The following is a 22,576-nucleotide window of genomic DNA, read 5'->3' on the forward strand; positions in this document are numbered from 1 at the left end:
GTTTGCTCCGGCCGTACCCACTCCCGTAACCTTGTGGACGGCCCGTTATCCAACGGGTCCTGTCGTGTGCCCCCTCTGGTGAATTTCCCAGGCGGGATGGCGCATGGCCCGTCACCATCGAGTAGCAGGAGACTTCCGTCCTGATGTACGCGATCGTCAAGACCGGCGGCAAGCAGTACAAGGTCGCTGTCGGCGACATCGTCGAGGTCGAGAAGCTCGAGGGCGAGCCGGGCACCGAAATCTCCCTCCAGACGCTGCTCGTGGTCGACGGCACTGACGTCACCGCTGACGCGGCGGCCCTGGAGAAGTTCTCGGTGACCGGCAAGGTCGTCGAGCACACCAAGGGCCCGAAGATTCGCATCCACAAGTTCAAGAACAAGACCGGCTACCACAAGCGACAGGGTCACCGTCAGAAGCTGACCCGCGTCGAGGTCACCGGCATCACCGGTAAGTGAGGACCTGACTTCTCATGGCACACAAAAAGGGTGCGTCCAGTTCCCGCAACGGCCGTGACTCCAACCCCCAGTACCTGGGTGTGAAGCGGTTCGGCGGTCAGGTCGTCAAGGCCGGCGAGATCCTGATCCGCCAGCGCGGCACCAAGTTCCACCCCGGCGTCGGCGTCGGCATCGGCAAGGACGACACGTTGTTCGCCCTGCTGCCGGGTGCGGTGGAGTTCGGTATGAAGCGCGGTCGCAAGACCGTCAACATCGTCCCGGTTGCGGTCTGAGGACCGTCTCCGCGCGATAGCACTACCTCATCGAGGGGCGGGACCGGTCTTCCGGCACCGCCCCTCGTCGCTTGTTCAAGACCTTTTGAGAGGAAGTAGTTCCGTGGCTCGTTTTGTTGACCGGGTGGTGATCCACGCTGCCGCCGGCAACGGGGGCAACGGCTGCGCTTCCGTGCATCGCGAGAAGTTCAAGCCGCTCGGCGGCCCGGACGGCGGCAACGGCGGCAGCGGCGGCAACGTCGTGCTCGTCGTCGACTCGCAGGTGCACACCCTGCTGGACTTCCACTTCCGCCCGCACGCCTCCGCCACCAGCGGCAAGGCCGGTGCCGGTGCGAACCGCGACGGCGCGAACGGTGAGGACCTGGTCCTGCGCGTCCCGGACGGCACCGTGGTGCTGACCGAGGACGGCGAGATCGTCGCGGACCTCGTCGGCGAGGGCACCCAGCTCATCGCCGCCGCCGGTGGCCGCGGTGGCCTGGGCAACGCCGCTCTGGCGTCCAAGGCCCGCAAGGCCCCCGGTTTCGCGTTGCTCGGTGAGCCGGGCGAGACGCGGGACCTGGTGCTTGAGCTCAAGTCCGTCGCGGACGTCGGCCTGCTCGGGTTCCCGTCCGCCGGCAAGTCGTCGCTGATCTCGGTGCTCTCCGCCGCGAAGCCGAAGATCGCCGACTACCCGTTCACCACGCTGGTGCCGAACCTCGGCGTGATCACCGCGGGCGAGACCATCTTCACGATGGCCGACGTCCCCGGTCTGATCCCCGGCGCGTCGCAGGGCAAGGGCCTCGGCCTCGACTTCCTGCGCCACATCGAGCGCACCGCCGTGCTCGCTCACGTCGTCGACTGCGCGACCTACGAGCCCGGCCGCGACCCGATCGCGGACATCGACGCGCTGGAGAACGAGCTGGCGCAGTACACCCCGTCGCTCGGCGGCAACCTGGCCGACCGGCCGCGCGTGGTGATCCTGAACAAGATCGACATCCCGGACGCCAAGGACCTGGCCGACATCGTCCGCCCGGAGATCGAGGCCCGCGGCCTGCCGGTGTTCGAGGTGTCGACGGTGTCCCGCGAGGGACTGCGCGAGCTCTCCTTCAAGCTCGCCGAGGTGGTGCGCGAGTACCGCGCCGCCCAGCCGAAGAAGGAATCGACCCGCATCGTGCTGCGGCCGACCGCCGTGGACGACGAAGGGTTCACCGTGACCGAGGACCCCTCGGTCGAGGGTGGCTTCATCGTCAGGGGCGACCGCCCCGAGCGCTGGATCCGCCAGACCGACTTCTCCAACGACGAAGCCGTCGGTTACCTCGCGGACCGCCTGAGCAGGCTGGGTGTCGAGGACAAGCTCGTGAAGATGGGCGCCGTTCCCGGCTGCCAGGTCACCATCGGCGACCTGGTGTTCGACTGGGAGCCGACCACGCCGGCCGGTATCGCGATGACGATGACCGGACGTGGCACGGACGCCCGCCTCGAGCGCAACGACCGCATCGGCGCCCACGAGCGCAAGGCCCTGAAGAAGGCCCGCCGCGCGCCCGGCGACTACGGCGACGACTTCGACGAGGAGTAAACCGTGACGGCCCCCGCGGTCTCACAAGCTCGCACCGCGGTCGCTTCGGCGAACCGCATCGTGGTGAAGGTCGGTTCTTCCTCTCTGACAACGGCCGAGGGCGGCCTCGACCCGGCGCGCCTCGACGCGCTGGTCGACGCCGTCGCGGCCCGGTGCGCCGCGGGGAGCCAGGTCGTCCTGGTGTCCTCCGGTGCGATCGCCGCGGGCCTGGCGCCGTTGAAGATCTCCCGCCGCCCGCGCGACCTCGCCACCCAGCAGGCCGCGGCGAGCGTCGGTCAGCTGACGCTGGCGCACGCTTACGCGAACTCGTTCGGCCGCTACAACCTGATCGTCGGCCAGGTCCTGCTGACCGCCGACGACGTCGTGCGCCGCGCCCACTACCGCAACGCCCAGCGCACGTTCTCGCGCCTGCTGGCCCTGGGTGCCGTTCCGGTCGTGAACGAGAACGACACCGTTGCCACCGAAGAGATCCGCTTCGGCGACAACGACCGCCTGGCCGCCCTGGTGGCTCATCTGGTGGGCGCCGACGCGTTGTTCCTGCTGTCCGACGTGGACGCCCTCTACTCGGGCGACCCGCGCAAGCCCGGCGCCGTCCGCATCTCCGAGGTGGCGTCGGCGTCCGATGTGGACGGTGTGCAGGCCGGAAGCGTTGGTGCGTCGGGGTTGGGCACCGGCGGCATGGCCTCCAAACTCGCCGCCGCCCGCCTGGCCTCCTCCGCGGGCATCCCGGTCCTGCTGACCAGCGCCACCGAGGCACACCGCGCGCTGACCTCCGCGGACGTCGGCACCGCCTTCGCCGCAACGGGTTCGCGCCTGACCGCCCGCCGCTTCTGGCTCGGCTACGCCACCGACGCGAACGGCCGCCTGCACCTCGACGACGGCGCCGTCGCCGCAGTGGTGGGCAGGCGCCGCTCGTTGCTGGCGGCTGGAATCACGGGAGTGGACGGCGACTTCGAAGCAGGCGACGTCGTGGAGCTGCTCAGCCACGCGGGCGAGGTCGTGGCCCGCGGCGTGGTCGGCTACGACTCGGCGGAGCTGCCGTCGTTGATCGGCCGCAAGACCCACGACCTGCCGGAGGAGCAGCGCCGCGAGGTCGTGCACGCGGATGACCTGGTGCCGCTGACTAGGTGAGTTCGGCGCCCTTCGTCTCCGGAAGCGTCAGCACCACCAGGAACGTGATCACCGCGGCCACCGCGACGTACCAGAAGAACACCGTCCCGCCGACGGCCTGGATGACCAGCGGAGCGGTGCCGCCGAACAGCGCGACCGTCAGGTTGTACCAGGCACCGATGCCGAGCCCGCGCAGTTCGGTCGGGAACAGCTCGCTCATGATCGCCGGCGCGATCGACGTGAGTGCGGTGTAGAGCCCGAGACCGACGCAGAACACGATCACCAGGTTCGCCAGACCGGGTTTGACCAACGTGGACAGCGGCACGACCAGCAACGCCATCGCCGCCGACCACACGAGCATCTGCGGTTTGCGGCCGTAGCGGTCTGCCATCCACCCCATCGGGTACTGCAGCGCGATGAACACGACGGTGCCGATCGACAACGCCAGGAACACGTCGATGTCGTTGGCGCCCTTGGTCTTCACCGCGAACGGCGTCAGCGCCGAGAAGAACGTGTAGAAGCTCAGCGTCGAGAGCAACGTGATGCCGATGAGCTGCCCGACGGCCTTCGGGTGCTCCTTGAGCGTCGTCATCAGCGGGTTGCGCAGGCTCTGCGCCTTGGCCTTGTTGTCCTCGAACTGCTCGGTCTCCTTGAGCTCGCGCCGCAGCCACAACCCGATCAGCCCGAGCACGCCGCCGATCAGGAACGGCACGCGCCACCCGTAGGAGGCCATCGCGGCCTTGTCGAGGTTGCGGGACAGGAAGAACCCGAGCAGCGACGCGATCAGCACCGCCGCACCCGTCGAGATGTAGAAGAACGACGAGTACCGCCCACGGTGGTCCGCCGGCGCGATCTCCGCGAGGTACGCCGACGCGTTGGAGACCTCACCGCCGAGTGCCATGCCCTGCGCGATGCGGGCGAGCACGAGCAGCACCGGTGAAAGCCAGCCGACCTGCTCGAACGTCGGCAGCAGTCCGATCGCGACCGAACCACCCGACATCAGCACGATCGTCAGCAGCATCGCGGTGCGGCGTCCTTTGAGGTCCGCGAACCGGCCGAGCAGGTAGCCGCCGAGCGGCCGGAAGAAGAACGCGAGCGCGAACGTGGCGAACGTGCTGAGCAGCGCGGCGGTTTCGTTGCCCGCCGGGAAGATCTGGGTGGCGAAGTAGATGCTGAACGCCGTGTAGATGCCCCAGTCGTACCACTCCACGGCGTTTCCGGCGCTTGATGCGACCAGCGTCCGGACGGGCAGTCGATGCGTCTCCGATGTAACCGCCATGGACGCACCCTGACACACTCAGTGGCGTGCGATCTATGGGTTTGGTGACCTTGGTTGTCCGCGACTACGACGAGGCGATCCGCTTCTACGTGGACGGACTGGGATTCACGCTGGTCGAGGACACGCCGCAGGGCGACAAGCGCTGGGTCGTGGTGTCGGCCGGCGGAGGAGCGTCGCTGTTGCTGGCTCAGGCGGACACGGACCAGCAGGCCGCGCGGGTCGGTGACCAGACCGGCGGCCGCGTCGGGTTCTTCCTCAACACCGACGACTTCGACCGCGACCACGCGCGCATGACCGCGTTCGGCGTGCGTTTCCTGGAGACTCCGCGTGAGGAGGTCTACGGCAAGGTCGCCGTGTTCGAGGACCTCTACGGCAACCGCTGGGACCTGCTTCAGCCCGCGCGCGCCTGACCCGGAGACATCCCGACGATCCGTTTGAACGCACGGCTGAACGCCGCCTCCGACTCATAGCCGAGGCCACGGGCGATCTCGCTGACGGTGGTGTCACGGTCCCGTAGACGGTTCATCGCCACGTGCATGCGCCACCGCGTGACGTAGCGCATGGCCGGTTCGCCGACGAGATCGGTGAACCGTGCCGCGAACGCCGACCGGGACATCGACGTCTGGTGCGCCAGCCGTTCGACGGTCCACGGCTGGGCGGGATCGCGGTGGATCAACGCCAGCGCGTGCCCGATCTGCTGGTCCTGCAACGCGCCCAGCCAACCGGTGCGCGCGGCCGGATCGTTGGCGAGCCAGGAGCGGATCGTCTGGATCACCAGGACGTCCGCGAGCCTCGTGATCACCGCTTCGCCGCCGGGGCGCAGGTTTCTCGCCTCGACGGCCATGAGATCGATCGTGGCGCGCATGTCGTCGGCGCGACGGACGTACAGGACGTGCGGCAACACGTTGATGAGGTGCTTCGCCGCGGGATGGTCGAAGCGCACCGCACCACACACGAGGTGCGTGACGGCGCCACCGTCGCCGTGTCGGAGGATCGCGTAGTTGTTGGTTTCGAACGTGTGCGGCAACGTCGTGACGAGCGGCGTCTCGGCGTTGGGAGCGCTGAACAACCGGTGGCCTTCGCCGCCCGGCACGAGCAGCACGTCGCCGGGTTCGAGCTCGGTGACCTTGCCGTCGACCTCGATCTCGCAGCGGCCGCTGGTGAGCACGTGGAACCACAGGCAGTCGGCCATGTCGGGCATCGTGAGGCCCCACGGCTCGGTGAGCTCCGTCCGGCAGTAGAAGGTGCCGGACATCCTCATCAGGTGCAGGGCCTCACCCAGTGCGTCCGTCATGCACCCAGTCTGGACGAACGAGCAAGTCTGCGCGATGAACTGTCATTGAGAGTCCGGCGGTGAGGCGACAGAGTGAACGCCATGGGGACAATCACGCTGATCGCAGCCGCCGCGTCCGGTCTGATGGCCGGCCTGTTCTTCGCCTTCTCCACCGCCGTCATGCCCGGTCTCGCCGACCTGCCGGCCGAGGACGCCCGTGCGGCCATGCGCCGGATCAACGTCCGCATCCAGAACCCGCTATTCCTGCTGGTCTTCCTCGGCAACGTCGTTCTGTGCGGCATCGAGGTCTTCCAGGGCAGGGTCGTGGGCGGCCTGCTCTACATCGTGGGGTCGTTCCTTCTGACGATGGTCGTCAACGTGCCGATGAACAACCGTCTCGAGAGGACCGACGACGCGTACTGGCCCGCCTACCTGCGCACGTGGACGCTCTGGAACCACGTGCGCGGCGTCGCCTGCCTCGCCTCGACGGTCACCCTGCTGCTCGGATTCTGAGCCCGTGCTTGGGGCGCATCGCGGCGACGCCGGTGGGGGTGATGCGCTGGTTCAGCAGTTCCGGCTTCGGCCGTTGCAGCAACGCTTTCAGCATCACGGTGAGCTCTGTCGTCGCGAGCCCGGCACCGATGCACCGGTGCGGACCGCCGCCGAACGGCAGGAACTCGTGTGGCGCGGGCTTGCGTTCCCAGCGGTCCGGGTCGAACCGCAGCGGATCCGGCCACACCTCGGCCAGCCGATGCGTGACGTACGGGCTGTACAGCAGGAACGTGCCTTCCTTGATCCGTTTCCCGGCGAACTCGAACGGCTGCGCCGCCACGCGTGCCGAAACCACCGCCGGCGGGTAGAGCCTCAACGTCTCGTTCACCACGTTCGCCAAGTAGTCGTCGTCCTCGCAGGCGCGCTCCCACACGCCGTTGTGCCGCAACAGATTGAAGATGGCCCACGCCATCGCACCGCTGGTGGTCTCGTATCCGGCGGCGATGAGCGTCACGACCTGGTCGCGCACTTCGAGGTCGCTCAGGCCGTCGCTGTGCACGAGAGAGGTGAGCACGTCACCGGTCGTCTTGCCTTGACGTGTCTCCTCGATCGCCTTGTACACCCGTGCGTCGACGGCTCTGCGCGCCCTCATCGCGTTGCGCCACGCCGGGGCTTTCGTCCGTCTGAGCAACGTGACCACCGCGGGGTTGCGGTCGATCAGGTTGATCAGCACCTGCAGGTGTGCCCCGAAGAAGTCCGCTTCCCGCGCCAGCTCCTCGCCGAACAACGCGTGGATCGTGCTGCGCCGGATCGCCCGGCGGAACTCCTGGTAGGCGTCCACGACCTCGCCCGGCCGCCACGCGTCGAGCGCCGCCTCCGCGTTGGCCTGCATGACCGGCACGTAGCTCGCGATCTGCCGGTGCACCAGCGCGGGCTGCACGAGCCTCCGCCGTCGCTTGTGGTCCTCGCCGTCGCTGACGATCAACGACGTGGGCCCGTCGACCGGCACCAGCACCTGGAACGCCCGCTCCACCTCGAAGAGCTCGGAGTGGGCGAACACGAACCTGTTCGCCTCCGGCCCGAGCAGGTAGGTGTACGGGCCCATCCGCACGACCGGCCCGAACCGCCGGTGCAGGGCGGAGAGGAGATCGGCCTGCCGGAACCGCACGACGTCCGGAATCATGGCCCCGACACTGCCACACCGCGGTGGTGGCGGGCTTGGCGTCCGATCGGCTCACTTCGCGTGGCGTTCGGGTGAATGTCGTGCCGTGCCGAACCGCGCTGCGAGATCCTTTCGCCGGGTCGGGGCCCACCGCACGGAAGGCACCACCGTGTCCCGAGCCAGGCTCGCGATGGCACTCACCATCGGTTTGATGAGCACCGCCGTCGTGTTCGCACCACCGGCGCTCGCCGACCACTTCGTGTCGAAGACGTTCCACCCGACCGGCGGCGAACAGACCTACCCGATCCCCGCGGGCGTCACGAAGCTCCGCGTGGTCACCATCGGCGGCCGTGGCGGCAAGGGCGCCGACGGCGGCGACAACTCGGCCCCGAGCGGCAGACCGGGCTTCCGCGCCACGGCGGACCTCGCCGTTCCTCCCGGCGTCACGCAACTCGTGGTCGCGGTCGGTCAGAACGGCGGCGACGGCAGCGGCGCGAACGGCGGAGAACCCGGCTTCGGCGGCGGCGCGTCCGGTGGGCTCGGCACCCCGTTCGCGGGCGGTGCCGGTGGCGGCGCGAGCCACGTGCGGCTCTGCGCGGGCTGCGAAAGGGTGGTCGTCGCACCTGGTGGCGGTGGCGGGGGAGGCCGCTGTTTCGCGATCGGCTGCATCTCGGGCAGCAACGGTGGCAACGCGGGCGAGAACAACGGCGGCTCGCCGGGCGTCCCGGGACCCGGTGGATTCCCTGGATTTCCCGGCGTTTTCGGGCTCGGCGGCGTCGGCGCGCCCGGCAACCCCGCGACCGCCGGCGGTGGCGGCGGGGGAGGAGGCGGCGGTGGCTGGTTCGGTGGCGGAGGCGGCGCGTCCGGCTTCCAGGCACCGACCCCGTTGATCGTCGCGGTCGACGGCGGTGACGGCGGCAACGGTTCGGGCCACGCCGGTGCCGGGGTGTCGGGCTTCGTGCTCGAGGAGACCACCGACGAGCCGTCGGTGACCATCAGCTACCTCGTCGAGTCCACGACGATCACCTACACAGGTCCCGCTTCCGGTTTCACCGGCGAACCGGTGATGCTGTCCGCACGCCTCACCTCGTCGAGCGGGCCAGTGCCGAACGCCCCGCTCGTGTTCCGCCTCAACGCCACCGAAACGTGTGTCGGCACGACGAACTCCAACGGCGTCGCGTCCTGCTCGATCACGCCGGACGAGGTCGCGGGCACCTATCCGCTGGCGATCGGCTACGGCGGCGACGTGACGCACCAGCCGTCACGCACCGAGGTCCGGTTCGAGGTGACGCGCAAACCGACCACGCTCACCTACACGGGCGCCGTGACCGGAGACTTCCACGACCCCGCAACGGTGTCCGCCCGCCTGACGGTCTTCGGCGCACCTGTTGCCTCCCAGCCTGTCGCGTTCAAGCTCAACGACACCGAGACTTGCACCGGCACCACCAACGCCGACGGGGTGGCGTCCTGCGCTCTCACGCCAGGTGAACCCGCCGGCACGTACCCGTTGACCGCGGCCTTCGCGGGCACCAAGGGCCTGCTGCCGTCGGATACCGGCATCGATTTCGTTGTCACCAAAGAAGAAACCGGCCTCATCTACACCGGCGACGCCACGGTCGCCAACGCCGAACCCGCCCGGCTCGCCGCCAAGCTGATCGAGGACGACGGCACACCCGTCGCCGGACGCAGCGTCCAGCTCGGCCTCGGCGGCACACAGTCCTGTGTGGACACCACGAACACCCAAGGCACGGCGGAGTGCACCATCACGTCCGTCGACCAACCCCTGAACGCGGCCGGAACCCTGCCCGTGACGGCGACCTTCGCCGGCGACCAGTTCTACGAACCGAGCCAGACGTCCGCCGCGGTCGGCCTGCGACACATGACCGGCCGCGGCTTCGGCGTCTCCGGACGAGTCCTCGGCCTGACGGTGGCACCGACCCCCGACACGGGCGAAGTCCGCGTCGCCCGCGCCACGACCACCGCACCACCGTGCACCGCGACCGTCTCGGCACCGCTGAACGCCTGGGCGCTCTGCGCGTCGGTGATCACGACCCTGGCACCGGGCACCTCGACCACACGCGCGTCGGTCGCGGAACTCGGCATCGGCGTCGTCGCCCTGCGAGACGTCGTGGCGACGTCACGCAGCACGTGCGGCGGCGCGACCGGCACCGTCACGATCGGCGCGCTCACCGTCGCAGGCATCCCGGTCACCGTCACGACGGCGCCCAACACCACGATCCCGCTGCCCGGCGGCAAGATCGTGATCAACGAACAGGTACCGGCGCCCGGCGGCCTCAAGGTCAACGGCGCGCACATCACCCTGCCCGGCGTGGACCTCGTGGTGTCGTCCGCGACGTCCGGCGTCCACCACTGCTAGCGGGGACCGGGCCACCACGACGCGTCGGTGCGCAACGGATACCCGCGCACCGGCGCGAACTCCCGCCGCGAAGCACGCACCAGCCTCCAGAGCCAGATCAGCCCGACCACCGAGATCAACGCGAGCCCGAGCCACGTGAAGGCCGTGAACAGCCGCACCTGCACCGCCGTCGGCTGTGGCATGTACCCGGCCTCGAGGGCCTGCTCCTGCCACGGCTGGTCGGTCAGCACCATGGTGATCAGCACGGCGATGCTGTTCATCGAATCCCACAAGGCGTGCAGCAACGACACACCGAGGTAGGCCCAGAACAGCCGCCCGGTCAACATGAAGTGCTCGCGAGCACTGCGCGAGAACAACACGCCACCGAGGATCGCCGTCCACAACCCGTGCCCGAACGGAGCGAGGAACCCGCGCAACAACTCCGTCGTCACCAGGTCGATCAGCGACAACCCGTTCTCGGTGATCGTGGCCGTGAGCGCGTACCCGGCCGACTCGAAGGCCGCGAACCCGAACCCGACGCTCGCCCCGAGCACCAGCCCGTCACGACACGACTTGTGAGCCAGGTGCCGCGTCAGCAACGCCAGCGCCGCTAGCTTGACCATCTCCTCGATCAACCCGACACCGACGAACAGCAGCGGTGACGGATGCAGCAGGTACGTCTCCAGCAACGACGCACCCAGCACGCCCAGCACACCACCGACCGCGAACGTCCTGAACACCAGCTCCCCGGTGACCTCACCGGAGTGACCGCGCTCGAACGCCCAGGTCACGAACGTCCCCGGCACCAGGAAGCTGCCCAGCAGCACGATGGTCGGGATCAGGTTGGCGTTGCCGGTGATGTAGGTGATCACCACCGTCGCGACCCACAGAGCCGATCCGACGAGGAACATCCGCAACCACGACCTGCGACGGCGCGTTGTGGGTACCGGCATCACCATGGGCCGGAGTTTCTCGCTCATGGCCTGCGCGGACAACTTCACACCCATGCCTTGAGTGCTTCGAGCACAGAATGGAGCGTGTCATTGGGGGCAGCCCATGCCAAGATCATCAGATTTGAAGGGGTCACATGACTGAGTTGCCGCTGCAGTTCGCGGAACCCGATGACGATCTCGAGCGGGTTCGGGCAACGTTGTACAGCCTTGACCCAGACGGTGACCGGACTGCTGGTGTGTTGAGAGACACGCTCGACCAGTTGTACGACGGTCAGCGAACCGGGAGGTGGAACTTCGATCAGCTGCACAAGACCGAGAAGACGCACATGGGAACCCTGGTGGAGATCAACCTGCACCGTGAGTTCCAGTTCGGTGACGGCTTTGAGACCGATTACGAGATTGCAGGAGTGCAGGTCGACTGCAAGTTTTCGATGAGCCAGGGCGCTTGGATGCTGCCTCCGGAGTCGATCGGGCACATCTGTCTGGTCATCTGGGCAAGTGATCAGCAGTGCGCATGGACCGCAGGACTGGTGAAGGTCATACCCCAGTTCCTCGGCACTGCCAACCGTGACCTCAAGCGGCGACTCACACCCGAAGGCCGTGCCCAAGTTGTCAAACTGTGGCCAGATCACGGAAAGCTGCAGGAGAACCTGCTCCTGCACATCCCCGGTGACGTGCGCGATCAGATCTTCTCAGCGAAATCCAGCCGCGGTAATCAGCACGGTCAGGCGCGCGTGAACGAACTGTTCCGCCGAGTGCACGGGCGTCTCATCGGGAGAGCGGTCATAGCGACTGTGGCGCAGCAGGACGACTTCATGAAGCGCGTACGCGGGTCAGGCGGCGCGCGTTCGATCCTTCGGCCTGAAGGAATCATCATTCTTGGGCATCAGGACAACGATCCGAAGGTGGCGAACGATCTCGGGTTGCCGGTGCCGCGCAAGGGGCAGGTCGTCGCAGCACGAGTGGTACCGGCTGACGAGGGAGACCAGCGGCAAACCGCTGAGATCCAGGGGCGGCGCTGGGCCGTAGCCGTGCCTGGCGACCCCATCGTCGAGGCGCCGGTTGTGCCCCGGAAATCAGCCGAGTAGGGCGTGGCGCGTCCAGACTCCGGGAATTGTCAGTCCTCCGCACTAGTGTCGAACCCATGTTCGAGATGATGAAGGGTGTCCACGACGGCTGCTACCGCGTCTTGCAGCTCTTCGTGCTCCCAAACCCGCAACACCCTCCACCCGGCGTTGGTGAGGGACTGGTTGACCGTTCGATCGCGCTCGACGTTCCGCCTGAGCTTCGGCGACCAGTACCACTCGTTCGTCGTAGGCTGTCGTCCGTGGTCTGGGCACACATGCCAGAAGCAGCCGTCGATGAAGACAGCGACCTTCCGGGCGGTGAAGACGATGTCGGGTTTGACCTTGACGCCGTCGCCAAGGCGCAGCAGGAAATCCTTGCGATACCTGTACCCGAGCTTGAAGAGCGCGCTTCGCAGTGCAGCCTCGGGTTTCGTACCACTGCGCCGGTTCGCCTGCATGTTCCGCGAGCGCCCAGCGTTCAGCGGCGCTGGGTAGGTACCGCTCGCGTGTGCTCGAGCGCGGGCGGCAGCTCTGCTGCTCTTATCAGACATGCGCGAAAGCCTCTTGTGCCGGTTGGCTACAGGTACGGGGCGCCGGTGGACGATACTGCATCGCGAGGTACACCTGATCACATTTGGACGCGAAAGGGGCGCTTGTGCAGAGTCTCGAGGTAGTGGAGATCTGCGCCGGTGCCGGTGGTCAGGCGCTGGGGCTTGAGAAAGCTGGCTTCAGTCATCGGCTTGCCGTTGAGCTGGACGTGAACGCGGCAGCGACGCTGCGCAAGAACCTCAAGTCGGACGTGGTGATCACTGGCGACGTCGCTGATCCTTCCGTGCTGAACCCGATGGAACACCTGGGGGTGTCGTTGCTGGCTGGTGGTGTGCCTTGTCCCCCATTCAGCATCGCGGGCAAGCAGCTCGGTGCCGACGACATGCGGGACCTGTTCGCCTGGGCGGTTGAGCTGTGCGATGTCATGAAGCCGCGCGCCTTGATGCTCGAGAACGTCCGTGGCCTCAGTATGCCCAGGTTCGCCGGCTACCGGCAGCACGTCCTCGATCGGCTGAACGACATGGGTTACGTCGCTGAGTGGCGTCTCCTGCACGCATCGGACTTTGGGGTTCCTCAACTCCGGCCGCGTTTCGTACTTGTCGCTCTGCAGAACAAGTTCGCCCCCTATTTCACCTGGCCTGAGCCGACCGGTGCGGCACCCACGGTGGGGGAGACGTTGAAGGACCTCATGGCCGCGGACGGCTGGGAAGGTGCCGAAGAGTGGGCGGCTCAGGCGAACGACATCGCACCAACCATCGTGGGTGGCTCCAAGAAACATGGCGGAGCTGACCTCGGCCCGACTCGCGCGAAGCGGGCGTGGGCAGAGCTCGGTGTCGACGCAATGGGAGTCGCTGACGCGCCGCCCCAGCCTGGCGACAAGTTCAAGGTAGGACCGAAGCTGACCTGCGAGATGGTTGCCAGGATCCAAGGGTGGCGCGACGGCGAGTGGATCTTCGAGGGTCGTAAGACCTCGCGATACCGCCAGATCGGTAACGCTTTCCCGCCACCCGTGGCTGAAGCGATCGGCAAGCGCATCCGTGCTGCCTTGAACATGGAGGGTGAGGGCAGGGATCGGGCGGTCGACAGCGACCACAACCCGTTGTACCGGGCGCTGAAGGAGTCGGGCGATTTCATGACTCACCGGCAGCTGGAAAGGGCTGTCGGTCGACCCATCGAGGCATATGAGCTGGAGCGCACGATCTCTGATCTGGGGCGTGACTTCGAGGTCGAGACGAAGGACGGTGCTTCGGCGATGGCGTACAAACTGGGGCCGTTCAAGGCCTTCACAGGCCAAGAGGGTCATTTGCGGCACGAGATGTTCGTGCGCCACCGCACAAAGATCAGCTAGGAGGAAGGCTGGATGTCCACATAGGCAAAGTGCCCGGCTAAGGTGGACATCCGGCTCAGCATCAGTCGTCGTCCCCGACGATGGCGATGAGGTCTTTTTTCGACATCGCGACGTACTTCTTCCTCTTCGCGGTGTTCCGGATGATCGCAGGGATCAGCTCGTAGGTCAGATCGAGTGATCCGAGCACGTAGTAGTCGATGTCGTTTGACTCGAGGCTCACAATATCCATGCCCAGTTCGCGCAACTCTCGCAGGCGGCGCTCGGTGTGGACGGAGTCGGCGGTCACGACCCTGAGCAGGGCTGCCTCCACGTTCTGGCCTTTGCGTTGCAAAAGCAGGCTGAACAACTCCTCGTGCACACGGCTCCCATAGGGAACGGCGAGATAGGCCGCAGGAACGGTGCCACCGTACCGTCGCTCCATTTCAGTGCCGAGTTGGGCGCGCAGCTCATGAAACTCTTCGCACCGCTCCGGAAGGCCCAGCCGTACGTAAGCCTGCATGGACTCAGCGAGGAGCCGCTTAGCGTACAAATAGGTGTCGAGCAGGTCCTGACTGGAGGTTCCGCTCCGAAGCTGGACCAGCAGATCTTCGGTTGCGGCCGCTGTATCGGGCCTCAACCGGCTCCAGTCACCCTGCGGATACCGAGATGCGGTCAAGCTATTTCCCCTTCTGCTTCAGCTGGTTACTGCAGACTTGGTGGATACCGGAGGACGTGGACGTCCTCGCCCGCGTCCTGCACGGCTTGGAGGTCTCCAAGCCACTGACGGAGAAAGCGTGTCCCTTGCTCGTCGACGTCCCCAGCTCGCATGAACGTCACCTTGTTACCGAGCCTCACACGAGGGTCGTAACCAGGGCGATTGCCGTTCAGGTTGTTCTGCAAGTCAAGGCCGGCGGCGAAGCGCCGTATGTCCGACACGAAGTCCAGTACGAGGACACGATCCTTGCCGGGGGCGAGGCGGAGTCCCCTGCCCAGTTGCTGAACGAAAATCCGTCTGCTGTGAGTGACGCGTTGGAACACCACGATGTTGACATCCGGCGCGTCGATGCCCTCGTTCAATATGTCGACAGCACAAAGCGCTCCGATGCGGCCGTCGGTGAAGTCCCACAGCACACGGCTGCGCGTAGGCGTGTCGATGGATCGGCCGTCGCTGGTCTTTGATGCGATCACATTAGACCGGGTGAATCCGAGCGCATTGATGCGAGCTGCCATGCGCTCGGCATGATCGATGGTGCCGCAGAAGACGATCGCTCGTGGCTGGGCAACCTCTTTCCAGGCCTCGGCGAGCCGCTCTACGACGGCGTCGTCCCACTCTTCGATGAAGATCGTCCGATTGATTCCGCGCGGTGTTAGCGTGACATCCGCGTCCGGCAGCCCGTGGGCGAGCTTGTGCCAGTCGATGTTGTCAGTGAACATCCTGTAGTCGACGTTGGCGAGGTAACCCTCTTTGAGTCCTCGGACGAGGTCGAGGTCGACGACGGGGTGATCGAACCAACTATGGAGCGTCTTGCCGTCAGGCCGCCACGGCGTGGCCGTCATACCAACCAGGAACGCTCCACCGTCTCCGGCAGAAAGATCGTCCAGGACCGAGTCGTACGCGCCGGTACCGAGGTGGTGGCATTCGTCCACGATGACCAATTTGTAGTCTTGCAAGGTCCGTCCTTGCGCCACATGCGACGCGACACTGTCCACACAAGCGAAGACGACGTCGAGATCGGCGAGAGTCTGTGGTGCCGGCCGTTCATAGCCGTTCCAGACCCCCGTTGCCGCAGATGCCGGGAGCATTGGCCAGAACGATCGCTCGAGCTGGTAGACGAGTTCGTTGCGGTGCGCCAAGACGAGGGCCTTGGCGCCCGGCCGCAAAGAGCTGAACCGCCTGTAGAACTCGGCAGCCACGAGCGTCTTACCCAGACCAGTGGCAAGCACCACCAGCGCGCTGCGTGAGCCGCTGAGCAGCTCCTTCATCGTTCTGTCCACAGCTTGCTCTTGGTACGACCGCAGCTGGAACTGCTCCGGGAGGCGCTGTGACAACGGTGCGTCCGGGATGCGATCAGCTTGCTTGAGCAGCGCTCGCCGGTCCCAAAGCTGCAGCGGGATACCGCTCGTGGCGAGAGTGCTCTGCAGGCTTCGCACACCATTCTCGAAGCCGTTCAAACTGACAATGGCTGGAATGTCTGCCTGGTACCGGCGACATGCTTCGATCGTCTCGTCGACCACGGAGGTACCGACCGCCGTTCGCCAGCGCTTGACCTGGAACAGCCATCTGCGGCCGTTGTACGTTCCGATCACGTCGGCGCCGCCATCTCCTGACGCGCCGACTCGCTGCACGCCTTCGTACCCTTTGGCGATCAGCATGCGTTCGACCGTGCGCTCGAACGCCCGCCAACTTGAACCGGCCAGATGCAGGTCGTTGACGATGCGCTGCGTCATGAGGAGAGCTTGTTGGTCAGAAACTCCGCAGCGGCGCGCGCTCGGACTACCAGTAGCTGCTCCGGCTGCTCATAGCGAAGGTATGAAGCACAGTCCTCCATGCACCGCAAGTACTTGATCTTCAGCTCTTCCTGGAGCTTTGCGGACACGACTGAACCCAGAGGGCCGTCTTCTGGCCAGTGGTCGGTCCAGACTTTTCCTCCGAACCAAGCAATCGGATAACGGCCGAAGAAGGCGGCGAGAGCGTCTCGGTTGCAATACTTGAGGTAGGCGCCGGATTTGAGTCTGCCAATTTCCTCCAGGTCAACGTTTGCGCGGATCATTTCGTTTGCCATCGAGCGCTGCTGTGCTTCGTCGAGTTCACTGTAGAAGTCCGCGGCATGCGGTATGTCCAAGACGCGCTCGGTGATGTCGGCGAACAAGCCCTTGATGTCGTCGCGAACCGTGTCAGGGTTGTCGACGACCGATTCGCCCCAGCCTTGTATCAGCAAGTCGCTTGTCAGTACTGCGACGGTGTGTCCGGGTTTCCCGTGGAGTTTCGAGTGCAGGTCGTAGATGTATTGGGCTGCTTCAGAAGCGATTAGGTATTCCGGGCGGATCCCATTGCTCACGAAGACGTCGTGGTTCAGGTCTGCGAAAATCGTGATAGAGCCTGACTTCTTGTCTGTCACCAAGGGCACGGACGGACGCTGGTGTGCTACCGCGATTGGCCGGTGGACTGCATGGACGAAGATGTCCACTGGGTTGGTCTTCACGCCGTTCGAGAGGATGATGCTCAGCCCGCGGGCGCCGAGCTCGTCGCGTAGTTCTGATTCGAGCCTGAGGACCTCAGGGCTTGCAGGATGGGGAGCTCCAGAAAGGCTTCCGCAAGTATTGCAATGGTCGGAGTCTGCCTTGTTTTCCTTTTCGCAGAAGTTGCAGCGCCAAGGAAAAAGAAGTTCTGGAGTCTGATCTGCGCCACACTTCGGGCAGGTATCGGCGGACTTGGGCACTTTCTCTTTGCAGTCCGCACTGTAGCAAGGCTTGCCTATCAAAATCTTGCCGCAGCCGGTGCACGATTCTGCATCGTTGACATTTTGAAAACTGCAGTCAGGGCACTCGGGTAGAGCTTCGATCGGTGCTTCCGTTGCGGACTCTACAAGTTCCCACCACTTGGAGTCGTCAAAGTATCCGTCTTCTTTGTTTATAAATTTCTGATAGTAATCAGCCTCGGTCTCTCGTGGAATTCGTACTGCCTTCTTCTTTACGGTGTCATAGCGGCCCATGTACATGTCGGGCAGGCCGAAGTTGCGTACCTTGCGGTAGCCCTGAAAAAGCTTCGATACGGGCGATTCGTTCGGGTTGTCGTCGGTCCACTTACTGGGGAGTAGTGAATCGCCGCGCAGATATTGCATGGCGCTCTGCCATTCGTCTGTGGCCTGCTGAAAGTTCTGTTTCTGGAAGTCAACTGGTACATGGTCGAGGTGAATCTCGCCCACTATGCGACCGTACTGCTGATCGGTTGGATATTCGCGCTCGCGATTCCCGGTGGTTTCGTCAACGTGCTCGAAAAATGCATCCTTTTCGGCTTCGCGAATCGCGCGACCGTTTCGGATGAGGTCGATGCCGAACTTGTCCTTGTCGTCGAACCGCTGAATCCCCACCCAGCCGTGCACGCGTTGAGACAACTGGCGACTTTCAGTTCCGCCGCACCGAGGGCAGGTCTCGTTCCCGTTGAAGTCTGTGCCGTCATGGGTGCATCGGCGAGAGCTGCCGAGCTCCTCGTCAATGGTGATCCGTGCGGGAATAGTTCCGTGTCCAGAACGCTGAACGAAGCGTTCAGCTGACCAGGTGCAATGCTCAAATGGTTGGCACGGGGTGTTGTTCACCGTTATCTTGACGGCGTGCTGGCTGTCGCCACGGATCAGTGTGGCATAACGGCGGCCAATTCGCTCGCGAAGCGCATGTTTTGGCATCTTGGCTACCTCGCGGATGAACCCTGCATTCTGATCGCCTGTCGGCCACCAGCCTCGAACCTCGACGATGGTGCCGTGTTCAAAGCCTTGTGGCTTGTCGATCAGCTCTGAGTTGACCTCGAACTTTCCTGTTTTCACGAGTTGGGGCAGGTCAAGCAGGACTTCGACAGCTTTCTCGTCTTCTGGCCTAGCTGAGATCACGCGAGTGATGCGGCCAAGCTTGCCGGTGGCGATGTTGAAACCCATCCCGAACAAGCCGAGCGTGTCGAAGGGATTCTTAGTTGAGTATCCGGCCTGCATCGCTTGCCCGATCTGTTCATCGGTCAAGCCGGCGCCCGTGTCGCGAACACGGATCAAGCCTTGGCCGCGACTTACCTCCGAGAGTCCAGGAACTTCGATGACTACGTGCCGCACCGGGGACCGAATTCCTTGAACCTCGGCAGCGTGGAAAGAGTCCACTGCGTTGTCGATGAGTTCGCTGATTGCGTCGATAGGGGTGATAGGCGTTCGCGTCAGCGCGATGAGGACCTGTGGTGTTGGTGTGATGTCAAGGAGCTTGTGCGGCATCTCCGGGCAGTCCTATCGGGGCGACTGGGTGCTTGGCCGTTGAGTCGGCGAGCCTAGTTGTCTCTCAGGTCACTGTCGTGTGTTTTGGAGGTGTCTTCACCCATTTGCCGCTTGAGTTGTCTTACGGCGAGCCGCAGCAGAGCTACGCGATCGGCTGTGGGAGTCGCTTTGACCATCTGCGCGAACCAGGGTGCCACCCAGGTTTTACTGCGGAGAGGCCACTCCCCGAGCGGGAGATCGCTTCCTGGCCTCCACTGCGGTGCGGGCGGCACGGGCGAATGGACCGTAGCCTGCATGTCGACAGCGGGTTCATCTTCCTGCTGGACACGAAGACCGAGTTCGGCCGTCAGGCCGATGAGCCACCACTGGAAGGCACGGTGCGCGACATCCTCGAGTGCTTCCCGGATCGCTGTTGAGGTGAGCGGAGTCGCCTGGTACGCGGTCAGAGCCAGGCCTGGAGGCGGTTGACGCCGTGCCGCGTTGTGGTTAGAGACCGGCTCGTATGCCAAAGGCGCTGATTCGTTGTCCTGATCGGCTGCGCGACTGATCTCCTCCACGGTGCGGATGTTGATGTCTGCCCGAAGGTAGTCGCGAATCCCCTTGTAGAAATCCTTTGGCTGGGTGATGAAGAGTGCTGCTCCTGCCCGCACCTGCATCTCGTCGATCAATGAGGGCCACGGGCGGTCGGGCTGACCCGGCACATTGGTCTGATACCAATCTTCCTTGGTGTCACGGGATACCAGAAGGACGAGCCGGGGTTCCGCGAGGGTGGCAGCGTGCTCCAAGAGCTCCTCCCACAGGAGGAAATCTCCGGCGATCTGCAGGTCTGTCGCGTTGCTCTTCGCCGTATCCTTGAACCCTGGAGGTATCTCGTTCGGAAATCGGTAGGATATCGCGTCTTCGACTAGCTGACGAACCTTGCTGGGCTGCGGCTGCCTGCCAAGCCGGTCGCCGAAGAGCCTGGACACGCGAGGAAGAACGCTGTCTGAACCAGCGGCAAGCGTGCTGAGTGCGATATCCTGAGTGCTGGTGATCGTGGCGACACGTTCGAGTAGCGCCTCCTTCCACGACTTCATCATGTCCTGAAAGGTGTTCTTGTTGATGAGGGCGCGCAGCTCAGACTGGCCATCCTCATCTGCGGCGTACTGATCCAGAAGCTGACTGACCTCACTGGCCGCGGCAGCGACGTTCTTCCACGCACTGTCCAGGTGGTTCTGGACGCGTGCGCCAGCGTGCCTGAGGTCATCCATTCGATCTTTGATTACCTTGGGACGCCCTCGGACGAATTCGAGGCCTACCTGATATGGAAGCCACAGGCGATCCGATACGAGCTCAAGGGCATCGAGTACCTGATTCCTGGCCGGTGACGTGTAGCGGTACAGATCCAAGAGGACGTTGGTGTCCAGGACGATCAGGGCGTTGCGATAGAACTGTTCGGGTGCCGCTCCGGCGGTGGAGCTTGCATTGCCTACCCACGCTCGGTACAGCTTCAGCAGGGACAGCTCATCTGAGTTGCCAGTCACGGTTGAGAAGGATGCCTCAAATCGGCATGATCGTGAACTGGTATTCCTTCTGGTGAGGAATGTCCTTCGGTCCGGTGCTCAGTTCGTCACCGCCAACGCGAACGGAAGAACCGATGGCACCCCCTCCTTCCTGAGCATCCGAGCGGCCACGGTCATCGTCCAGCCGGTGTCGATGTGGTCGTCCACCAACAGGACCGGACCGTCCACACCGGACACGTCCGGTGCCTCGCCCGACCGCACGAGCCCGGCCAGTCGCTGTGCGCTGTTGGCGCGGTGCGTCGACTCACCGAGCCACACGGTGCCGAGCAGGGGCAACCGGCCGATGGACGCGATCTTCTGACCGAAGCTGCCGACCAGAGCGGGCCGCCGCCGTGAACCGACGGTCACCACGCCGACCGGACGCTCGTCCCAGCCCCACGCCGACAGCACCTTCACACAGGCCGCGAACACGTCGTCCGGGATCTCCTGGTCGACCCCGTCGGCGAGCAGGTCGCGCAGGCGGTTGCCCCAGCCGATGTCGGTGAGCCTGCCCAGGGCCCTGCCCGTGGCCGCGACCTCCGACGGCCCGATCTTGCCCGACAGCGAGACCTCGATCGCGGCCATGCCCGTCGGCCACATCTTGCGCGGGGCCACGTCCACGCCCGGCCGCAGCAGCCGTTCGCGCGCCGCGCCGGCCGCGGTCTCCGACACCTCGACCGACAACCGCTCTCCGGTGCAGTTGTCGCAACGGCCGCACTCGCGCGCGGTCGGATCGTCGAGCTGGTCCTGCAGGAACTTCATCCGGCACGACCCGGTGCGGAGGTACTCGATCATCACCTGCTGCTCGGCCCTGCGCGCCTCCGCGATGCGCGCGTACCGCTCGCCGTCGTACTCCCACGGCCGCCAGGTCGACTCCCACCCACCGCGCACGCGCCGCACCGCGCCGTCGACGTCCAGCACCTTCAGGACGACCTCGAGCCTGCTGCGCGACAGCTCGACCACCGGCTCCAGCGCCGCCGTCGAGAGCGGCCTGCCCGCACCGTCGAGCGCGGACAGCACCTGCCTGACCACAACCTCCGCGGGGAAGGCGAGCGACGCGAAGTACGCCCAGATGTCACGGTCCTCGTGGCCCGGCAGCAGGACCACCTCGGCGCGTTCGACGCCGCGGCCCGCGCGCCCGATCTGCTGGTAGTACGCGATGGGAGAGGAGGGCGCGCCGACGTGGACGACGAACCCCAGGTCCGGCTTGTCGAAACCCATGCCCAGCGCGGAGGTCGCGACGAGCGCTTTGACCCGGTTGTTCAGCAGGTCCTCCTCGGCGCGTTCGCGTTCGGCGGGCTCGGTCTTGCCCGAGTACGCGGCCACCGCGAAGCCCCGTGACGCGAGGAACGCCGCGATGTCGTCCGCCGCCGCGACCGTGAGGGTGTAGATGATCCCGGAGCCGGGCAGCCGGTCGAGCTGCTCCGCGAGCCACCCGAGGCGCGACTCCGCGGTGGGCAGCAGCGCGACCGAGAGACGCAGGCTGTCGCGGTCCAGCGGCCCGCGCAGGACCAGGGTGCCCTCGTCGGCGCCGAGCCCCAGCTGCTCGGTGACGTCGTGCACCACCCGGTCGTTCGCCGTCGCCGTCGTCGCCAGCACCGGCACGCCCGGTGGCAGCTCCGTCAGCAACGTCCGCAGCCTGCGGTAGTCCGGCCGGAAGTCGTGCCCCCAGTCCGAGATGCAGTGCGCCTCGTCGACGACGAGCATGCCCGCGGACGCCGTCAGGGAAGGAAGCACCGCGTCCCGGAAATCGGGGTTGTTCAGCCGTTCCGGACTCACCAGGAGCACGTCGACGTCGCCGGCCGCGACCTGCTCCTGCACGGCGTCCCACTCGTCGGTGTTCGCCGAGTTGATCGTCACCGCGTGCACACCCGCCCGTGCCGCCGCGTCGATCTGGTTGCGCATCAACGCGAGCAGCGGCGACACGATGACCGTGGGTCCCTCACCGAGCTGACGCAGCAACGCCGTCGCGATGAAGTACACGGCCGACTTGCCCCAGCCGGTGCGCTGGACGACGAGAGCTCTGCGGCGCTGGGCCACGAGGGTGTGGATCGCGGTCCACTGGTCCTCGCGCAGCACGGCCTCGGGGCCTGCCAGTGCTCGGAGCCGCTCCTCCGCCAGTTCTCGCAGTGCGATGTCGTCCATGGAGAGCAAGCTTGCCAGGCAGGTCCGACAGTTTCTGATTGCCGCTGTTCCGCAGACGGCGGCGAGGTCG

19 protein-coding genes are annotated in these 22,576 nt (G+C 65.5%); 9 read left to right on the forward strand and 10 right to left on the reverse strand.

All coding sequences use genetic code 11. The features are described 5' to 3' along the window. Positions 1 to 143 precede the first annotated feature (143 nt). The 4 genes from rplU (at position 144) to proB (ending at position 3,413) form a co-directional block, all read left to right on the forward strand. Positions 144 to 455: a 50S ribosomal protein L21 gene (gene rplU, locus AOM45_RS18040; protein ID WP_030468121.1), complete on the forward strand. Its 312-nt coding sequence runs from the start codon at positions 144 to 146 to the stop codon at positions 453 to 455. A 14-nt stretch (positions 456 to 469) separates the two neighbouring features. Further along, a complete protein-coding gene (gene rpmA / locus AOM45_RS18045) occupies positions 470 to 727 on the forward strand; it encodes a 50S ribosomal protein L27 (protein ID WP_030468120.1) in 258 nt (85 codons plus the stop codon). 103 nt (positions 728 to 830) lie between these two features. Continuing rightward, positions 831 to 2,282, forward strand: a complete 1,452-nt coding sequence (gene obgE, locus AOM45_RS18050; protein ID WP_030468119.1) for a GTPase ObgE — start codon at positions 831 to 833, stop codon at positions 2,280 to 2,282. 3 nt (positions 2,283 to 2,285) lie between these two features. Then, positions 2,286 to 3,413: a glutamate 5-kinase gene (proB, locus tag AOM45_RS18055; protein ID WP_030468118.1), complete on the forward strand. Its 1,128-nt coding sequence runs from the start codon at positions 2,286 to 2,288 to the stop codon at positions 3,411 to 3,413. On the opposite strand, the gene AOM45_RS18060 is transcribed toward proB, so the two are convergent. Further along, positions 3,406 to 4,671 (reverse strand): MFS transporter, encoded by a 1,266-nt coding sequence (locus AOM45_RS18060; RefSeq protein WP_030468117.1) that lies wholly within the window; start codon positions 4,669 to 4,671, stop codon positions 3,406 to 3,408. The two genes, proB and AOM45_RS18060, sit on opposite strands and share 8 nt — an antisense overlap. Before the next feature lie 35 nt (positions 4,672 to 4,706). Here AOM45_RS18060 and AOM45_RS18065 point away from each other — a divergent pair, with 35 nt between their 5' ends. Then, the gene (locus AOM45_RS18065; protein WP_201780003.1) at positions 4,707 to 5,081 is read left to right on the forward strand and encodes a VOC family protein; all 375 of its coding nucleotides are present in this window, start codon (positions 4,707 to 4,709) and stop codon (positions 5,079 to 5,081) included. Here AOM45_RS18065 and AOM45_RS18070 read toward each other — a convergent pair. Then, entirely contained in the window at positions 5,063 to 5,965 is a 903-nt protein-coding gene (locus tag AOM45_RS18070) for an AraC family transcriptional regulator (protein ID WP_030468115.1), read from the reverse strand. The two genes, AOM45_RS18065 and AOM45_RS18070, sit on opposite strands and share 19 nt — an antisense overlap. An 81-nt stretch (positions 5,966 to 6,046) precedes the next feature. Between AOM45_RS18070 and AOM45_RS18075 the strand changes: the two genes are divergently transcribed. Then, positions 6,047 to 6,457 carry an anthrone oxygenase family protein gene (locus AOM45_RS18075; protein ID WP_030468114.1) on the forward strand — a complete coding sequence of 137 codons (411 nt, stop codon included), beginning with the start codon at positions 6,047 to 6,049 and terminating at the stop codon, positions 6,455 to 6,457. Here the strand turns inward: AOM45_RS18075 and AOM45_RS18080 are convergent. Then, a complete protein-coding gene (locus AOM45_RS18080; RefSeq protein WP_035910442.1) occupies positions 6,435 to 7,619 on the reverse strand; it encodes a cytochrome P450 in 1,185 nt (394 codons plus the stop codon). The genes AOM45_RS18075 and AOM45_RS18080 overlap by 23 nt on opposite strands. 190 nt (positions 7,620 to 7,809) lie before the next feature. Between AOM45_RS18080 and AOM45_RS53500 the strand changes: the two genes are divergently transcribed. Continuing rightward, a complete protein-coding gene (locus tag AOM45_RS53500; protein WP_156093862.1) occupies positions 7,810 to 9,975 on the forward strand; it encodes an Ig-like domain-containing protein in 2,166 nt (721 codons plus the stop codon). On the opposite strand, the gene AOM45_RS18090 is transcribed toward AOM45_RS53500, so the two are convergent. Next, the gene (locus AOM45_RS18090) at positions 9,972 to 10,961 is read right to left on the reverse strand and encodes a PrsW family intramembrane metalloprotease (protein WP_236703728.1); all 990 of its coding nucleotides are present in this window, start codon (positions 10,959 to 10,961) and stop codon (positions 9,972 to 9,974) included. The two genes, AOM45_RS53500 and AOM45_RS18090, sit on opposite strands and share 4 nt — an antisense overlap. Positions 10,962 to 11,041: 80 nt before the next feature. On the opposite strand from AOM45_RS18090, the gene AOM45_RS18095 reads away from it, so the two are divergent. Continuing rightward, positions 11,042 to 11,995: a type-2 restriction enzyme NaeI gene (locus AOM45_RS18095; protein WP_030468110.1), complete on the forward strand. Its 954-nt coding sequence runs from the start codon at positions 11,042 to 11,044 to the stop codon at positions 11,993 to 11,995. A 29-nt stretch (positions 11,996 to 12,024) separates the two neighbouring features. On the opposite strand, the gene AOM45_RS18100 is transcribed toward AOM45_RS18095, so the two are convergent. Then, positions 12,025 to 12,525, reverse strand: a complete 501-nt coding sequence (locus AOM45_RS18100) for a very short patch repair endonuclease (protein WP_030468109.1) — start codon at positions 12,523 to 12,525, stop codon at positions 12,025 to 12,027. A gap of 104 nt (positions 12,526 to 12,629) precedes the next feature. Here AOM45_RS18100 and AOM45_RS18105 point away from each other — a divergent pair, with 104 nt between their 5' ends. Beyond that, positions 12,630 to 13,871 carry a DNA cytosine methyltransferase gene (locus AOM45_RS18105; protein ID WP_030468108.1) on the forward strand — a complete coding sequence of 414 codons (1,242 nt, stop codon included), beginning with the start codon at positions 12,630 to 12,632 and terminating at the stop codon, positions 13,869 to 13,871. A gap of 61 nt (positions 13,872 to 13,932) precedes the next feature. Here AOM45_RS18105 and AOM45_RS18110 read toward each other — a convergent pair whose 3' ends face one another. The 5 genes from AOM45_RS18110 to AOM45_RS18130 all read right to left on the reverse strand — a co-directional run bounded on the left by AOM45_RS18110 (position 13,933) and on the right by AOM45_RS18130 (position 22,506). Next, the gene (locus AOM45_RS18110) at positions 13,933 to 14,526 is read right to left on the reverse strand and encodes a KpnI family restriction enzyme N-terminal domain-containing protein (RefSeq protein WP_156093861.1); all 594 of its coding nucleotides are present in this window, start codon (positions 14,524 to 14,526) and stop codon (positions 13,933 to 13,935) included. Positions 14,527 to 14,552: 26 nt separating this feature from the next. Continuing rightward, positions 14,553 to 16,298, reverse strand: coding sequence for a DEAD/DEAH box helicase family protein (locus AOM45_RS18115; protein WP_030468106.1), 1,746 nt, complete (start codon positions 16,296 to 16,298; stop codon positions 14,553 to 14,555). Further along, a complete protein-coding gene (locus tag AOM45_RS49590; protein WP_081902175.1) occupies positions 16,295 to 18,820 on the reverse strand; it encodes an ATP-binding protein in 2,526 nt (841 codons plus the stop codon). Before AOM45_RS49590 ends, AOM45_RS18115 begins: the two co-directional genes overlap by 4 nt. A gap of 53 nt (positions 18,821 to 18,873) precedes the next feature. Beyond that, entirely contained in the window at positions 18,874 to 20,343 is a 1,470-nt protein-coding gene (locus AOM45_RS18125) for a PIN-like domain-containing protein (RefSeq protein WP_059362567.1), read from the reverse strand. Between the two features lie 78 nt (positions 20,344 to 20,421). Continuing rightward, positions 20,422 to 22,506, reverse strand: a complete 2,085-nt coding sequence (locus tag AOM45_RS18130; RefSeq protein WP_030468103.1) for a RecQ family ATP-dependent DNA helicase — start codon at positions 22,504 to 22,506, stop codon at positions 20,422 to 20,424. Positions 22,507 to 22,576 lie beyond the last annotated feature (70 nt).

The organism is Lentzea aerocolonigenes, from assembly GCF_000974445.1.
GTDB classification, from domain to species: domain Bacteria; phylum Actinomycetota; class Actinomycetes; order Mycobacteriales; family Pseudonocardiaceae; genus Lentzea; species Lentzea aerocolonigenes.

Coding starts and splice junctions, on each gene's coding strand:
- AOM45_RS53500 (WP_156093862.1), top strand. CDS start 7,810: ATGAGCACCGCCGTCGTGTTCGCACCACCGGCGCTCGCCGACCACTTC.
- AOM45_RS18060 (WP_030468117.1), bottom strand. CDS start 4,671: ATGGCGGTTACATCGGAGACGCATCGACTGCCCGTCCGGACGCTGGTC.
- rplU (WP_030468121.1), top strand. CDS start 144: ATGTACGCGATCGTCAAGACCGGCGGCAAGCAGTACAAGGTCGCTGTC.
- AOM45_RS49590 (WP_081902175.1), bottom strand. CDS start 18,820: ATGCCGCACAAGCTCCTTGACATCACACCAACACCACAGGTCCTCATC.
- AOM45_RS18065 (WP_201780003.1), top strand. CDS start 4,707: ATGGGTTTGGTGACCTTGGTTGTCCGCGACTACGACGAGGCGATCCGC.
- AOM45_RS18100 (WP_030468109.1), bottom strand. CDS start 12,525: ATGTCTGATAAGAGCAGCAGAGCTGCCGCCCGCGCTCGAGCACACGCG.
- rpmA (WP_030468120.1), top strand. CDS start 470: ATGGCACACAAAAAGGGTGCGTCCAGTTCCCGCAACGGCCGTGACTCC.
- AOM45_RS18095 (WP_030468110.1), top strand. CDS start 11,042: ATGACTGAGTTGCCGCTGCAGTTCGCGGAACCCGATGACGATCTCGAG.
- AOM45_RS18075 (WP_030468114.1), top strand. CDS start 6,047: ATGGGGACAATCACGCTGATCGCAGCCGCCGCGTCCGGTCTGATGGCC.
- AOM45_RS18130 (WP_030468103.1), bottom strand. CDS start 22,506: ATGGACGACATCGCACTGCGAGAACTGGCGGAGGAGCGGCTCCGAGCA.
- AOM45_RS18115 (WP_030468106.1), bottom strand. CDS start 16,298: ATGACGCAGCGCATCGTCAACGACCTGCATCTGGCCGGTTCAAGTTGG.
- AOM45_RS18080 (WP_035910442.1), bottom strand. CDS start 7,619: ATGATTCCGGACGTCGTGCGGTTCCGGCAGGCCGATCTCCTCTCCGCC.
- AOM45_RS18070 (WP_030468115.1), bottom strand. CDS start 5,965: ATGACGGACGCACTGGGTGAGGCCCTGCACCTGATGAGGATGTCCGGC.
- AOM45_RS18090 (WP_236703728.1), bottom strand. CDS start 10,961: ATGGGTGTGAAGTTGTCCGCGCAGGCCATGAGCGAGAAACTCCGGCCC.